At 46.4% G+C, this 14,251-nt stretch carries 13 protein-coding genes and 1 tRNA gene; 5 read left to right on the plus strand and 9 right to left on the minus strand.

The features are described from left to right. Nucleotides 1–6 precede the first annotated feature (6 nt). Nucleotides 7–1,029, minus strand: a complete 1,023-nt coding sequence (gene epmB / locus VFDL14_RS11720; RefSeq protein ID WP_032551231.1) for an EF-P beta-lysylation protein EpmB — start codon at nt 1,027–1,029, stop codon at nt 7–9. Between the two features lie 33 nt (nt 1,030–1,062). On the opposite strand from epmB, the gene efp reads away from it, so the two are divergent. Then, entirely contained in the window at nt 1,063–1,629 is a 567-nt protein-coding gene (efp, locus tag VFDL14_RS11715; RefSeq protein WP_032551233.1) for an elongation factor P, read from the plus strand. 274 nt (nt 1,630–1,903) lie between these two features. Continuing rightward, entirely contained in the window at nt 1,904–3,307 is a 1,404-nt protein-coding gene (locus VFDL14_RS11710; protein WP_032551234.1) for an SPFH domain-containing protein, read from the plus strand. A 355-nt stretch (nt 3,308–3,662) separates the two neighbouring features. Here VFDL14_RS11710 and frdD read toward each other — a convergent pair whose 3' ends face one another. Genes frdD through frdA form a run of 4 tightly spaced genes read right to left on the minus strand, consistent with a single transcriptional unit; the run spans nt 3,663 to nt 7,018 of the window. Further along, complete coding sequence (frdD, locus tag VFDL14_RS11705) at nt 3,663–4,040, minus strand: fumarate reductase subunit FrdD (RefSeq protein WP_032551235.1); 378 nt, start codon at nt 4,038–4,040, stop codon at nt 3,663–3,665. 11 nt (nt 4,041–4,051) lie between these two features. Next, nucleotides 4,052–4,435, minus strand: a complete 384-nt coding sequence (frdC, locus tag VFDL14_RS11700) for a fumarate reductase subunit FrdC (protein ID WP_032551236.1) — start codon at nt 4,433–4,435, stop codon at nt 4,052–4,054. 1 nt (nt 4,436) lies between these two features. Continuing rightward, the gene (locus VFDL14_RS11695; protein WP_032551237.1) at nt 4,437–5,201 is read right to left on the minus strand and encodes a succinate dehydrogenase/fumarate reductase iron-sulfur subunit; all 765 of its coding nucleotides are present in this window, start codon (nt 5,199–5,201) and stop codon (nt 4,437–4,439) included. Beyond that, nucleotides 5,201–7,018 carry a fumarate reductase (quinol) flavoprotein subunit gene (gene frdA, locus VFDL14_RS11690; protein ID WP_032551239.1) on the minus strand — a complete coding sequence of 606 codons (1,818 nt, stop codon included), beginning with the start codon at nt 7,016–7,018 and terminating at the stop codon, nt 5,201–5,203. The genes VFDL14_RS11695 and frdA overlap by 1 nt, the downstream gene beginning before the upstream one ends. Nucleotides 7,019–7,447: 429 nt before the next feature. Here frdA and epmA point away from each other — a divergent pair, with 429 nt between their 5' ends. Further along, a complete protein-coding gene (epmA, locus tag VFDL14_RS11685) occupies nt 7,448–8,422 on the plus strand; it encodes an elongation factor P--(R)-beta-lysine ligase (protein ID WP_032551240.1) in 975 nt (324 codons plus the stop codon). Between the two features lie 38 nt (nt 8,423–8,460). Here the strand turns inward: epmA and VFDL14_RS11680 are convergent, their stop codons facing one another. The 4 genes from VFDL14_RS11680 to rsgA form a co-directional block, all read right to left on the minus strand. Beyond that, complete coding sequence (locus VFDL14_RS11680; RefSeq protein ID WP_032551241.1) at nt 8,461–9,348, minus strand: DMT family transporter; 888 nt, start codon at nt 9,346–9,348, stop codon at nt 8,461–8,463. A 183-nt stretch (nt 9,349–9,531) separates the two neighbouring features. Beyond that, nucleotides 9,532–10,947 carry an SLC13 family permease gene (locus VFDL14_RS11675; RefSeq protein WP_032551242.1) on the minus strand — a complete coding sequence of 472 codons (1,416 nt, stop codon included), beginning with the start codon at nt 10,945–10,947 and terminating at the stop codon, nt 9,532–9,534. Nucleotides 10,948–11,167: 220 nt separating this feature from the next. Next, nucleotides 11,168–12,091 carry an archaetidylserine decarboxylase gene (gene asd / locus VFDL14_RS11670; RefSeq protein WP_032551243.1) on the minus strand — a complete coding sequence of 308 codons (924 nt, stop codon included), beginning with the start codon at nt 12,089–12,091 and terminating at the stop codon, nt 11,168–11,170. 148 nt (nt 12,092–12,239) lie between these two features. Then, complete coding sequence (rsgA, locus tag VFDL14_RS11665) at nt 12,240–13,295, minus strand: small ribosomal subunit biogenesis GTPase RsgA (RefSeq protein WP_032551244.1); 1,056 nt, start codon at nt 13,293–13,295, stop codon at nt 12,240–12,242. A gap of 151 nt (nt 13,296–13,446) precedes the next feature. Here rsgA and orn point away from each other — a divergent pair, with 151 nt between their 5' ends. Both orn and VFDL14_RS11655 read left to right on the plus strand, forming a co-directional pair. After that, a complete protein-coding gene (gene orn, locus VFDL14_RS11660) occupies nt 13,447–13,992 on the plus strand; it encodes an oligoribonuclease (protein WP_032551246.1) in 546 nt (181 codons plus the stop codon). Between the two features lie 180 nt (nt 13,993–14,172). Further along, nucleotides 14,173–14,248, plus strand: a tRNA-Gly gene (locus tag VFDL14_RS11655). Nucleotides 14,249–14,251: the final 3 nt, after the last annotated feature.

Genomic DNA, 14,251 nt, shown 5'->3' on the forward strand with positions numbered 1-14,251 from the left:
AACGTCTTATTCTAAGTGGAGGTCGAGTGGTGTTTTGCTGATGCGGCCACCTATCTCTCGAGTAAGCTTCGGCACAAGGTACCCTGACACTTCTGCCATCAAGCCCTGCATGTGCTGTTTTGCTTCTTCATCCGAGATATAAAAATGAGCCGCGCCCTGTACCTTATCAAGTACATGCATATAGTAGGGTAAAACCCCAGCATCGAATAGGCTTTCGCTTAGATTTTTCAAAGAGTTAACGCAATTGTTGACGCCTTTCAGCATCACACCTTGGTTAAGCAGGATCACACCACTTCGTCTGAGCTTCGATAACGCGAGTTTTAACTCATCATTGATCTCATTGGCATGATTAATATGGTTTACCAGTACTACGTTAAGGCGAGATGTGCTTAGAATTTGGCACAGTTCGTCAGTAATACGTGCAGGAATCACCACTGGTAGACGGCTGTGGATACGAACCGTCTTGATGTGCGGGATAGATTCAATCGCGTTAACCAGCCATTTCAACTCACTGTCTTTGGCCATCAACGGGTCGCCACCAGAAAGCAGCACTTCATTGATCTCTGGATGTTGAGCGACATACTCAAGGCTTGTCTGCCATACCGATTTAGAACCCTTGTTGTCTTGATAAGGGAAATGGCGACGAAAACAATAACGACAGTTAATCGCGCAGCCACCTTTCACAATCATCAAAGCGCGGTTCTTGTATTTGTGCAGTAGCCCCGGGATTGCGTTGTCTTGCTCCTCTAATGGATCTGCAGAGTAGCCTTCATGAACTTCGAACTCTTCGCTTAATGGCAAAACCTGACGTAATAGCGGGTCATGCGGGTTGCCTTTTTCCATTCGCTCGACAAAGCTTAACGGTACGCGCAGCGCGAATAGGTTGCGTGCGGCAAAGCCTGCTTGCCATGGTGTTGGGTCTATTTCCAATGCTTCAAGGAGTTTTGTCGGGTCTGAGATCGCATTCGATAGCTGTTTGAGCCAGTTTTGCTCAACAGATTCGACTTTTCGGGTTATGATATGCGGCATTGAAATCAACTCAAAGATGTGTAAGAGGAAATCATGGCGTCAGTAAGCACCAATGAATTCAAAGGCGGTTTAAAATTCATGATGGATAACGAGCCTTGCTCAATTATCGAAAATGAATACGTTAAGCCAGGTAAAGGCCAAGCGTTTAACCGTGTTAAACTTCGTAAACTGCTGTCAGGCAAAGTGTTAGAGAAAACATTCAAGTCAGGCGATACAGTAGAACTAGCAGACGTTGTAGACGTTGATCTAGGTTACCTGTACTCAGATGGCGAGTTTTTCCACTTCATGAACAACGAGACATTCGAGCAAATCGCTGCAGATGCGAAAGCAGTTGGCGAAACAGCTAAATGGCTAGTTGAAAACGACGTATGTACTCTAACGTTGTGGAATGATAACCCTATCACAGTAACTCCGCCAAACTTTGTTGAAATCGAAGTTACGGATACAGATCCTGGCTTGAAGGGTGATACTCAAGGTACTGGTGGTAAACCAGCAACTCTAGCGACAGGTGCAGTAGTTCGTGTACCTCTATTCATCGCTATCGGTGAAGTTGTTAAAGTAGATACTCGTACTGGCGAATACGTTGGTCGTGTGAAGTAATTTACTTCAACTGTTTGATGAAAGGTCGCTTAGGCGGCCTTTTTTATTGCCTGCTGTTTTCTAGTTTTCTAGTTTCCTGACTTACCCCAATCGAGACCTATCCCGCAAAATCAGTACAAATATATATTGTTCGTAAAAATCTTATAAATTTGATGAATCTTTCGATTATTCCTTAATGTAACAATTTGATACATTAGTCCCTGTTGTCAGTGAGTTGCATATCACTTTGATTTTTATCGATTTAACTCAATGACAATCCAATAAGGAGAATAAAATGGAAAGCAGAGGCTTAGGACAGGGTTTGAAAGTAGAAGAAAGACGTCAGCTACTACATAAAGGACTCAAAGCAGCAGTATTTGGTATTCCGCTGCTCGCATTAGGCTTAACAATTAATAGCTCAGTACTGATGACCGATGCCGGTTACAGCTACGTGCACCAAAACAACATTACTGGTGAACTCGATGTATTCACAGAACCGGGCATTCACTTTCGTATGCCGTTTCTGTCTAAGATCACCAAGTATGATCAAGTCATCACCGTGTCTTTTGGCAACAGCAAAGGGGAAGACTTCTATCAGAGATTAGATCCGGTACAGGTGCGTTTTGCTGATACCTATATCGGGCAGATCCCGGTGACGTTCCGCTTTAAGTTGAGTAACGATCCACAAGCTGTCGAAAAGATGCATAAAGAGTTTCGTAACAACAGCAACTTGATTGATGCCTTGCTGGTGAAGAATGCGCGCAACGTGACTGTGATTACTGCAACCCAATACACGGGTGAGGAGTTCTTCCAAGGTGGTTTGAACCAGTTTAAATCCAAACTGGGTGACCAACTGCGTGAAGGTATCTACCTGACTGAGCGTCGTCAAGTTGAAGTGGAAGAGCTAGAGCTAGCGCCTGTTGGGGCAAATCAATCAAACTCGAACCAGCTGCAACGAACTAATCAACTGGTGTGGAAGACAGTCCCTGTAGTAGACAATACTGGTCAGCCAATTCGTCAGGATAACCCACTGCAGCAATATGGTATCCAAGTAACACAGGTGACGATTGGCGACCCTCAACCAGAGAAGCAGCTAGATCAACTATTGGCGGACAAGAAGCGTCTTGTTGCAGACCGAATCCGAGCTATTCAAGAGCAAGAGACCTCAAAAGCACAGGCTGAGACAGAGCAACTGCGCAAAGAGATTCAACGTACTCGTGAAGTTCAAGATGCTCAGCGTAGCAAAGAGCTTGCAATCATCGCGCAGCAAAAAGAGGTTGAAGTTGCACGTCAGATTGCAGAGCGTGAAATCGTAGAGGTAGAGAAGACTAAGCGACTGGCTGAAGTTGAGAAAGAGAAAGAGCTCGCGACAGCAGAAGCGAACCTAGCAATTCAGAAAGCCAATGCGTTATCTGCCGAATTTGAAGCGAAAGCGATTCTTGAAAAAGGTCGAGCGGAAGCAGAAGTACTGAAAGCGAAGTATGCGGCACTTGGTGCAAACCGCGAGGTGTATCTCGCTGAGCTGAACCGCGACGTGGCGAACTCGCTGTATAATAACCTGCAGAACTTCCAAGTGCAGATGCCGCAAAACTACATCGGTGGCGGTGAAGAGACTGGTTTGAAAACCAACCTCGATGTGATTACAGGCTTCGGTGCATTAGGCTTAATGGACCAAACTAAGAAGGTCGCACAGCAATAAGAACATGGGTGGTCAAAAGCTCTAATTACTCAATGATTTAGAAAAGCAAAGAGGCAGATACCTAGGTATCTGCCTCTTTTTCTTGAATCGAACATTATCAAAATATACGACTCTTACCTGCCAAATGACATCGTTATTATTATGGTGATAATAATATCAATAACAGGATTGGTTGATGTAAGGCGGTGTAAGTGACGTTTGTAAACGTATATAACCAACAACAAAAAAGCAGAACAAGATAACCCTGTTCTGCTTCTATTTTTAAGCTCTTCGTATCTCGATTACCCGAAACTCGTCTCTGCTTTCAATCAAGCTCTTCGAATCTCGTTTACTCGAATCCCGCATCTGCTCTTAACTAGATCATAAACACAAAGATCACAGCCAATGCGCTGATTAGGCCTGCAAATGCGTAGCACGCAACTTTACCAGCAACGCCTGTGTGGAACTTAAGGTCGTGCATGCCGTGATGAACACGGTGCATTGCGTGCCACATAGGTAGGGCTAGTGTACCAATCACAAACAGGCCACCAATGATGCTGGTAGCGAAGCCTGAAACACGCTCATAGCTCATAGCTTCTGCATCGATAATGCCCATTGGTACTAAGATACCGAGGACTAGGATCGTGATTGGCGTGATCATCGCAAACCAAGTACCGCCTGCGCCAAATAGGCCCCACCAGATTGGCTCGTCAGAACGTTTAGGAGCGCGATTTACTTTGTAACTTGGGTTCATAATTTAGCTCCTTAAACCACAACAAGAACGATGAGTGAAATAAAGGCGACTGCGGCCCATTGGCCAAGAACGATAAGCTTTTTATCGAGCAGTTTACCCTTGATACGAATCGGCATTACTTGAGGCATCATGCTAAAGAAAGTTTGAGCGTGAAGCAGGCTGCCCAGTAGAGCGACAATATTAATGCCGACAACCAGTGGGTTAGCCATGAAGTCTAACCATGTTTGCCATGCTTCTGGGCCTTTTACCAGTGAACCTAAACCGAAGGTTAAGAACACGGTAAATAGCACCAATGGCAGTACGGTTGCTTCACGTAGCATGTAGAAGCGGTAGAACGGGTGGTTGCTCCACCACGTACGATTCATTTGACGAACATAAGGTTTACGGTTGCTCATCTTACGCCTCCTCTGCTGTTTTCTTTGGAGTGCCGTCAGGCTTGAACATAGAGATAACGAAGTCCATAGAAGACTCAACTTTGCCTTGGTTTACTGCCGCTGCTGGGTCGACTTTCTTCGGACAAACTTCAGAACAGTAACCCACAAACGTACAGCCCCAAGCGCCGTTTTCACCATTGATAAGCTTCATACGCTCATCTTTACCGTTATCACGGCTATCTAGGTTGTAACGGTGAGCAAGAGTCAGTGCCGCTGGGCCAATGAACTCAGGGTTTAGACCGAATTGAGGACACGCTGCGTAGCAAAGACCACAGTTGATACAACCAGCGAACTGTTTGTATTTCGCCATCTGCTCTGGTGTTTGCAGGTTAGTGCCGTCTTCTGGCTTGCGGTCATTACCAATGATGTAAGGCTTAATCGCTTCTAAGCGTTCGATGAACGGCGTCATGTCGACAATCAAATCTTTCTCGATTGGGAAGTTAGCTAATGGTTCGATAGTCAGGCCGTTCGGGTAGTCACGTAAGAAGCTCTTACACGCTAGCTTTGGCACACCATCAACCATTAGGCCACAAGAGCCACAGATCGCCATACGACAAGACCAACGATATGAAAGGTCTTTGTCTAGGTTATCTTTGATGTAGCCAATCGCATCAAGAACCGACATGGTCTCATCAAAAGGCACCTCGAAAGTCTGCATGTACGGTTCTGCATCTTTCTCTGGGTCGTAGCGCAGGATGTCTACTTTTTGGATACGATTTGCTGACATTACGCTTTCTCCTCTTCACGGTTCTCATCTTGAGCTGCTTTTTCAGCTGCTGCCGCTTTCTCTGCTGCTTCACCATACAGACGCGCTTTCGGTTGAGACTTGGTGATCTTAACGTCGCTGTAGTCGATGGTTGGAGCTGCGTCTTCATTGAAGAAAGATAGAGAGTGTTTTAGGAAGTTCACGTCATCACGCTCAGTGCAGTTGTCGTCTAGACGTTGGTGTGCACCGCGAGACTCTTTACGTAGGATTGCTGAGTGAACCATCGCTTCCGCAACCTCTAGGCCGTAGCCCACTTCGATAGCGTAAAGTAGGTCAGTGTTGAACACCTTGCCTTTGTCTTTAATGCTGATCTTCTTGTAGCGCTGCTTAAGCTCAGTGATCTTGTCGATGGTTGCTTGCATCAGGTCTTCTTGACGGTAGATACCACAGCCAGCTTCCATGGTGTGACCCATTTCAGTACGGATATCTGCCCAGTTTTCGTCGCCTTCTTGGTTCATCAACGCAGCAATGCGATCTTCGACCGCTTTCACTTGTTTAGCGATAGACTCTTCATTCCAACCTTTGAACTCAGCAGCGCGTTTGACTGCGTGCTCACCAGCTACGCGGCCAAATACCACGAACTCGGCTAGAGAGTTAGATCCTAGGCGATTTGCACCGTGTAGGCCAACAGACGCACATTCACCAACTGCGAATAGACCCTTAATGCGAGTTTCACAGCTACCGTTGGTTTCAATACCACCCATAGTGTAGTGAACCGTTGGACGAATTGGGATTGGCTCTTTTGCAGGATCAACGTTCACGTAAGCTTTCGCTAGCTCACAGATAAACGGTAGACGCTCTTGCAGGTACTCTTCACCAAGGTGGCGAAGGTCAAGGTGTACTACATCACCAAGCGGGTGTTTGATGGTGTTGCCTTTTTGCTGTTCATGCCAGAATGCTTGAGAAACTTTGTCACGTGGACCAAGCTCCATGTATTTGTTTTTCGGCTCGCCTACTGGTGTTTCAGGGCCCATGCCGTAATCTTGCAGGTAACGGTAGCCGTTCTTGTTGACGATGATACCACCTTCACCACGACAACCTTCGGTCATCAAGATGCCAGTGCCCGGTAGGCCTGTTGGGTGGTATTGAACGAACTCCATATCGCGCAGTGGTACACCGTGGCGATAAGCCATTGCCATGCCGTCACCCGTTACGATGCCGCCGTTGGTGTTACAGTGGTAAACACGACCTGCGCCACCGGTTGCGAGAACAACAGATTTCGCCTTGATGGTAACAAGCTCACCTTCAGACATGTGAATCGCGATAAGGCCTTGTACTTCGCCTTCTTCAACGATCAAATCCACCACAAAGTACTCGTCAAATCGCTTGATTTGGTCGTACTTCATCGAAGTCTGGAACAGTGTATGAAGCATGTGGAAGCCGGTTTTATCCGCTGCGAACCACGTTCTCTCTACCTTCATACCGCCAAAGCGACGTACGTTTACTTCACCATTTTCTTTACGACTCCATGGGCAGCCCCATTGCTCCATTTGGATCATTTCACGAGTCGCGTTCTCAACAAAGTATTCAACAACATCCTGTTCACATAGCCAGTCGCCACCGCCAACCGTATCGTTGAAGTGGTTATCTAGGCTATCTTCGTCCTTGATTACTGCCGCTGAACCGCCTTCTGCCGCTACCGTGTGCGAACGCATTGGGTAAACTTTAGAAATCAGTGCTACTTCTAATTCAGGATTAGCTTCAGCCGCTGCAATAGCAGTACGAAGACCAGCGCCGCCTGCGCCGATGACTGCGATATCTGTGGTAATTGTCTTCACAGTTATCCTCCAGTGTGATGCGGAGTTTTCCGCTTGTTATTATAAAAAGCCGATTTAGGAAGTTCTAAATAGTAGGAACCATTTAGCGCCCCTAAGCCTTAAGTGGTAGGTTCAGTGTATGAGAGGACGCGATTTCAAAAATTGATTTATTTAGGGTTTTGCTTCGGTAATGCAAGCGAGAGCATAAACTTTATGGGATCTGTGACTGCAGTCACGGCAAGAATTTGTTGCGTGCTACAGATAAGAGAACGTGTCGATAAATGCGGCGATATTGAGTGGTTTATTATTGATTTTGTTGATTATTATTCGCGTTAACCATCAATGTCAGTGTTATAAACTTTCTGATAACTCAGCATTAAGAAAAGATGATCTTTTGCTAAACAAACGGTATCTTTCGCCCCAGTTATTTCAGTGAGTAATTCTAAAATCATGAACCAAGCTAACTGGCAGCCAGCTGCGCCGATTAAGCAGTTGAAACAACGTGCTTTATTGATTCGTCAGATCCGTGACTTCTTTTTTGAACGTGATGTGATGGAGGTTGATACCCCAGCCATGAGCCACGCCACGGTCACCGATGTGCACCTGCACACCTTCAAAACCGAGTTTGTTGGGCCTGGGTATGCTGGTGGTCAAAAGCTGTTTTTTATGACTAGCCCTGAATTTCACATGAAACGCCTTTTAGCGGCAGGTAGCGGTTGTATTTATCAGATTGCCAAAGCCTTTCGCAATGAAGAGAACGGTCGCTATCATAACCCTGAATTTATAATGTTGGAGTGGTACCGCGTTGGTTTTGACCACCATAAGCTGATGGATGAGATGGATGATCTGCTGCAGTTGGTTCTGAAATCGGACAAGGCTGAGCGCATGACTTACCAAAACGCGTTTCTTAATGTGCTCGGGGTATGTCCATTAGAAGGTTCGATGGAAGAGCTAAAAGCATGTGCTGGTACTCTAGGTTTGAGTGATATTGCCGATCCTGAAGAAGACAGAGACACCTTGCTGCAACTTCTCTTCAGCATTGGTGTGGAGCCTAAAATTGGCCAAACGGTACCTGCATTCGTATATGACTTCCCAGCTTCGCAAGCGGCACTCGCTAAGATTAACCCGCAAGACAATCGCGTAGCCGATCGCTTCGAGGTTTACTTTAAAGGCATTGAGTTGGCTAACGGGTTCCACGAGTTAGATAATCCGCAAGAGCAACTACAGCGCTTTGAGGAAGATAATCAAAAACGCATTGAGATGGGGCTAGAGCCACAACCTATCGATCATCATCTCATTGAAGCGCTCAAAGCGGGCCTACCGGGCTGCGCAGGTGTGGCATTAGGTATCGACCGATTAATCATGCTTGCGATGGGACACGATCATATCGATGAAGTGACTGCTTTTCCTTTCCCACGCTCTTAACTCTTATCTTTGAGTCAGCTAATTCTGGAAACTTCAGATTAGCTGACTAATATTCCCGTTCCTACTACCGCGACAATCGCACCAATCCAAGCGTAGGCATTTGGTCTCTGCTTAGTATAAATCCATAAAATTGGTAGCAGCATAATCGGTGTTGTCGATGATAGAAGTGCCACCATACCGACGTTCCCTTCCTGTAGTGCATAGAGAATTAACGTCATACCAACCGCCATCGCAAGAAAGCCGTTAATTGCGGTGATGAACAGGATATTGCCGTTAATTGGATTCACCGCGCGCGATAACTTAGCACCCGTCAGCCTAAATAGTGAGTGAGCGATAAAGGCGGTAATCATACGAATCGCTGAGGCGGCCACTGGGTCGATATTGGTCTGCATTACTGGCTTGGCAATAATGCCACCGAGCGCTTGGCAAATTGCGGCAGTTAGCCCTAAAGCGACGCCAATCCAAACCGTGCCTTTGATGGTTTCAAGTTGGTTGTTTGCTTGTCCTTTACGACCAAAGAAAATAGCGGTGAGCACGCCACTAAATACCAGTGCAGAGCCGATGAGTTCTAAGCTAGTCATGCTTTCACTAAACAGGAAGTAGCCAAGAATGGCTGAGAAAACGGCGTGACAAGAGAACAGTAGGCCAGCTTGGCGTGGTCCCATACGATTCAAACAGGCAAATAGGGCGGTATCACCAATGAAGATACCAATTAAGCCTGACAGCATCATAGGTGTAATTAAATCGGATTCTACGGTTGCCCAGCCTCCGGTTAGCCAAGCCATGGTTGAGAGCATGATAGCTGTGCAGCCCATACGCCAGCGACTATAGGCAAATGAGCCTAAATGTTGAGCCGGCTTTACCGACATCAAACTGGCAATTGCCCACAAAACAGCCGCCGCTAGGGCCAACCATTCAAATCCCATTACTCACATCCATGTAAAAAAGCGAAGAGAGTTAATATGCCCCAAAGCGCTGAGTTCGCAAAGGGTTTGATTGATGGAGGCTCAAAATAATACAGGTTTGAAGTGGGGAAGCTCGGATAGGCGGAGAAAGGTGTCACAGCTCAATTGGATATTGAGCTGTGACGAGTTTGTATAAGAGGGGGTTTAAACGAATAAGAACATCGCCAGGTAGACAATCGCCAGACCAACGACACCCAAGATAACGCCCATTTTCGCCATGTCTTTGCTTTCGATAAGGCCAGTCGAGTAGGCGAGTGAGTTTGGTGGTGTGGAAACAGGTAGAATCATACCGAGTGATGCAGAGAAAGCGACCACAACCAGTAACCCTTGTAATCCACCAATCGCAGCTAAACTCTCCATAGAAGCACCAATGGCTGCTGCGATCGGCATCAGCAAGTTAGCGGTCGCGGTATTGGACATGAAGTTGGCCATTAGCCAGCAGACGATAGACAGTGTCAGTACCACCGCGGCCGGAGAGAGTGATTCATAGTCAATCGCGTGCGCCAGCGCGGCTGCAAGTCCGGTTTTATCTAAACCAATACCAATCGCGATACCACCGGCGACTAACCACAATACGTCCCAGTTAATCAGTTTGAGCTCTTCTTTGCCCATGATGCCGGTTAAGGTAAAAACTGCCAGTGGAATGATCGACACCACATAGGTGTTCATCCCGTGCAGCTTAGTCGTCATCCACAATAGAATCGTTGCAGCAAAGGTGACGTAAACCACAATCGCACGCCAACTCTTTTTAAATTGTCCATCGAGTCTTAACACCATGTTCTTCTGCTGAGACGGGAAGAACTTCTGTAGCAAAACCCAGGCAATCGTCAGCTGAATGATTACAAAGGGTAGGCCCATCATCATCCAGCTTAAGAAGTCGATGGTGTTCTCTCCGGTCAGATACTGCAGTGCGATTGCATTCGGTGGTGTACCTATTGGAGTCGCGATACCACCAGTATTAGCCGCGATTGGAATACACAGCACCAAGGCTTTAATGCCTAAGTCACCCTTGGGCGCTGACGCGACAATCGGACCGAGTAGAGCGAGCATCATCACCGTGGTTGCTGTATTCGACATGAACATGGAAAACACAGCAGTGATCAGCATCAGGCCGAGCATGATGAAGCGAGGTTCTGTCCCAAACGGTTTTAGCAGAACGCGAGCTAAGTTGTTATCCAGTTCGTATTTCGAAGCCGCTATCGCCAACGCAAAACCACCCATAAACAGAATAATAATGGGTGACGAGAAGGCGCTGAAGATATCGGTGTATTTAATCAGCTCTCCTAAATCATGGCCTGCTGGTGGCTGCCTGAATAGGTGCAAGCCTTTGTCCGATATCATAATTACTTCAAGAGTGATGATCAGGATCGAGGTGGCAAAAACCGGAACAGGTTCTAACACCCACAACAACGCTGCCAGTAAGAAAATGGCCAACAGACGATGTTGAATAAGGGTCAGATCGTCAATGGGAATGGAGTCGATAGGCATAAAAAGCACACCTAACGGAATTGCAAAGCAGATCAGCAGTTTAACGAGAACGCCAACATTGAGCTTAGGCATGTGATGGAAACCCTATGAAGAAAATATCTACAAATAGAGTAAGTTATCTGATTTTTGGATACTTAGGTGACGGTTATAAAATTGCAAAGTCGTTTAACTTTTCGGCAACTGTTTTGCTTTTGGTCAATATTTGTTAATCCGCTTTGGTACCGAGCAGATTATGGATACAAAAAAGGCGAGCCATAAGCTCACCTTTCACATATCAATTAGCAGCTAGCGCTTATTCTTGCTCAGTGTCCGGTTGTACTTTTTCTGCTTCTGCTTCTGCTTCTGCTTCTGCTTCTGCTGACGCGATATGTGCGTATGGAGTACCCAGAACCGTCTTCTCACCGTTTGCCATGCTTTCGTCGAACTTGATTGCGTCTTTAGCAAATAGGTTGATAACGGTAGAGCCTAGCTTGAAGCGGCCCATCTCTTCACCCTTCTTCAAGATAACTGCTTTGTCACCTTCAGCTGGGTAATCCCACTTGTAAACCGTGTTACCGCGCGGTGGAGTAATTGTGCCAGCCCAAATTTGCTCAATGCTGCCAACAATCGTTGCACCAACTAGAACTTGAGCCATTGGGCCAAATTCAGTATCGAAGATACACACTACACGCTCGTTACGAGCAAATAGGTTAGGAACGTTTTCTGCTGTTAGTGGGTTCACTGAGAACAGATCACCTGGAACGTAGATCATTTGGCGCAGTGTACCGTCGCATGGCATGTGAACACGGTGGTAATCACTTGGTGATAGGTACAGAGTCGCGAATTCACCGTCTTTAAACTCTTCAGCAAGATTTGCATCGCCACCTAATAGTTCACGAGCAGAGAAGTCATGACCTTTTGCTTGGATCAGTTTGCCATCTGTAATTGGGCCAAATTGGCTTACTCGTGCATCGGCAGGGTGCACAATCACAGATTCGCCTTCCGCGATTGGACGCATGCCTTCTTTAAGTCCACGTACGAAGAACTCGTTGAAGGTCTTGAAGTGTTTTGGATCGCTGTGAAGGGCTTCATCCATGTTCACTTTGTACTGCTTGATGAACCAGTTGATGATCGCTGTAGTTAAACCGCCCGCTTTAGCAGACGCTAGTTTACCGACTAAGCGAGTCAGTCCATGTTGTGGAATCCAGTACTGCAATCCAACTTTGATCTTATCCATTGTATTAATATTCCAATGTTGTGTATTTCTTCAATGAAAATCAGTTAATGACGCTTTAGGGCGCGAGATGTTACTCAATATCGCGCCAATTGTCAGCAAGTGCGCAAACTTTGGTTGCAACTGCTGAGAGTTATTCACAAAAATGGCCTTAAAGATCAGCCTTCTTGTTTCTTGAGTACTGTCGATTAGCTTTGTTTTCAACCATGCTCTCAATGATACGGTGGTAGTTCTCAAAGCGGATACGGCTGATCTTGCCATCCTCAACCGCTTCGCGAAGGATACAACCTGGGTCATCATTGTGTTTACAGTCGCGGAACTTACAACCACCAAGATACGGCTTGAACTCAACAAAGGCTTCGGTGATGGCTTCAGGCTCTAAGTGCCATAAACCAAATTCACGGACCCCCGGAGAATCAATCAAGTCACCGCCTGATGGGAAATGGTATAGACGTGCTGCTGTTGTGGTGTGTTGACCAAGGCCTGAGTTCTCTGACACCGCGCCTTCTTCGATATCAAGCGTTGGCATCAGCGCGTTAACTAGGCTGGATTTACCTACGCCCGATTGACCAACAAAGATGTTGATGCGGTTTGCCAGTTCAGCTTCTAGCTCAGCAATGCCGTAGCCGGTCTCTTTACTCACAAACAGAACCTTGTAGCCAATCTCTTCATAGATGGTTAGGGTCTGTTTGTATTCCGCGAGCTGTTCTTCGCTGAGCAGGTCAACTTTGTTTAATACAATCAGCGGCGCGATGCTCAATGTATCAGAAGCGATCAGGTAGCGGTCGATGATGTTCAGGGATAGCTCTGGTAACACCGCAGACACAATCACCATTTGATCAACGTTAGCTGCGACAGGCTTCAGGCCGTCGTAGTAATCTGGGCGAGTTAGAATAGAAGTACGTGGCTCAACGGCCTCAACTACACCAGAGATACCAGCCATAGATTCAAGACCGGCACGCCAGATCACTCGGTCGCCAGAGACCAAGCTTTCGATACCGCGACGCAGGTTACAACGGTGGATCTCGCTGGTTTCAACGTCTTCAATATCTGCATGTTGACCAAATCGAGTAATTACTAGGCCACTCTTGGTGCCGCCGAGCATGCTCTCATCCCACTGGACAGAGTCTTCCTGCTTGAGTCGTTTCTTTTGGTTACTGCGTACGCGTCGTACTTGACCTTTGGTTAACTTTTTCTTTTTCGCCACAATTTTCTACTTAACACATCTAACTTGATGATAGGGAACTCGTCGTAACTGAGCCTGTTGCCATGAGATTTACGCGGCACAAAACCTAGTTTGAGTATACTTATTTGGGTATAGTACCTCTTTTACACGCAAACAAATAGGCAGCGCCATTATGTCCTTTAGCGATCAGAACCTAATATGGGTCGATCTAGAGATGACGGGACTTGATCCTGAAACTCATAAAATCATTGAAATTGCTACTATCGTCACCGATAGTGAGCTGAACATTCTTGCTGAAGGCCCAGTACTAGCTATCCATCAACCAGACAGTGAACTGGATAAAATGGACGAGTGGTGTACGACAACACACACCGGCAGCGGCCTAGTGAAACGTGTGAAAGAGAGCACCGTGACGGAACAAGATGCGATTGCTCAAACGATCGAGTTTCTTGAAAAGTGGGTGTCGAAAGGCAAATCACCGATTTGTGGCAACAGTATTGGCCAAGATCGTCGTTTCTTGTACAAGCATATGCCTGAACTGGAAGAGTACTTTCACTACCGTTACATCGACGTGAGCACTTTGAAAGAGCTTACGCGTCGTTGGAAACCTGAAGTATTAGATGGCTTTACTAAATCTGGTAGTCACTTAGCCTTAGATGACATTCGTGAGTCGATTGCTGAACTTCAGTACTACCGCAAGACGATCATCAATATCTAATTGATTCAAAATGGTTGTTTTGAATTGATTATCTGGCTGCGAAATCAACATTTTTTTGAAATTCTGTGTGCTTTTTCAGCACTTGACGAAAAAGTTGCAGAATTTTGCATTAAGGACTTGCATCACAAAAAAATGCTCTTATAATTCGCAGCCCTGAACGGCGAAAGACGTTTTCAGAATGCGACACTAGCTCAGCTGGTAGAGCGCAACCTTGCCAAGGTTGAGGTCACGAGTTCGAACCTCGTGTGTCGCTCCAATT

This window comes from Vibrio fortis (assembly GCF_000695685.1).
GTDB lineage: Bacteria > Pseudomonadota > Gammaproteobacteria > Enterobacterales > Vibrionaceae > Vibrio > Vibrio fortis_A.

Coding starts and splice junctions, on each gene's coding strand:
- epmB (WP_032551231.1), bottom strand. CDS start 1,029: ATGCCGCATATCATAACCCGAAAAGTCGAATCTGTTGAGCAAAACTGG.
- efp (WP_032551233.1), top strand. CDS start 1,063: ATGGCGTCAGTAAGCACCAATGAATTCAAAGGCGGTTTAAAATTCATG.
- VFDL14_RS11710 (WP_032551234.1), top strand. CDS start 1,904: ATGGAAAGCAGAGGCTTAGGACAGGGTTTGAAAGTAGAAGAAAGACGT.
- frdD (WP_032551235.1), bottom strand. CDS start 4,040: ATGAACCCAAGTTACAAAGTAAATCGCGCTCCTAAACGTTCTGACGAG.
- frdC (WP_032551236.1), bottom strand. CDS start 4,435: ATGAGCAACCGTAAACCTTATGTTCGTCAAATGAATCGTACGTGGTGG.
- VFDL14_RS11695 (WP_032551237.1), bottom strand. CDS start 5,201: ATGTCAGCAAATCGTATCCAAAAAGTAGACATCCTGCGCTACGACCCA.
- epmA (WP_032551240.1), top strand. CDS start 7,448: ATGAACCAAGCTAACTGGCAGCCAGCTGCGCCGATTAAGCAGTTGAAA.
- VFDL14_RS11680 (WP_032551241.1), bottom strand. CDS start 9,348: ATGGGATTTGAATGGTTGGCCCTAGCGGCGGCTGTTTTGTGGGCAATT.
- VFDL14_RS11675 (WP_032551242.1), bottom strand. CDS start 10,947: ATGCCTAAGCTCAATGTTGGCGTTCTCGTTAAACTGCTGATCTGCTTT.
- asd (WP_032551243.1), bottom strand. CDS start 12,091: ATGGATAAGATCAAAGTTGGATTGCAGTACTGGATTCCACAACATGGA.
- orn (WP_032551246.1), top strand. CDS start 13,447: ATGTCCTTTAGCGATCAGAACCTAATATGGGTCGATCTAGAGATGACG.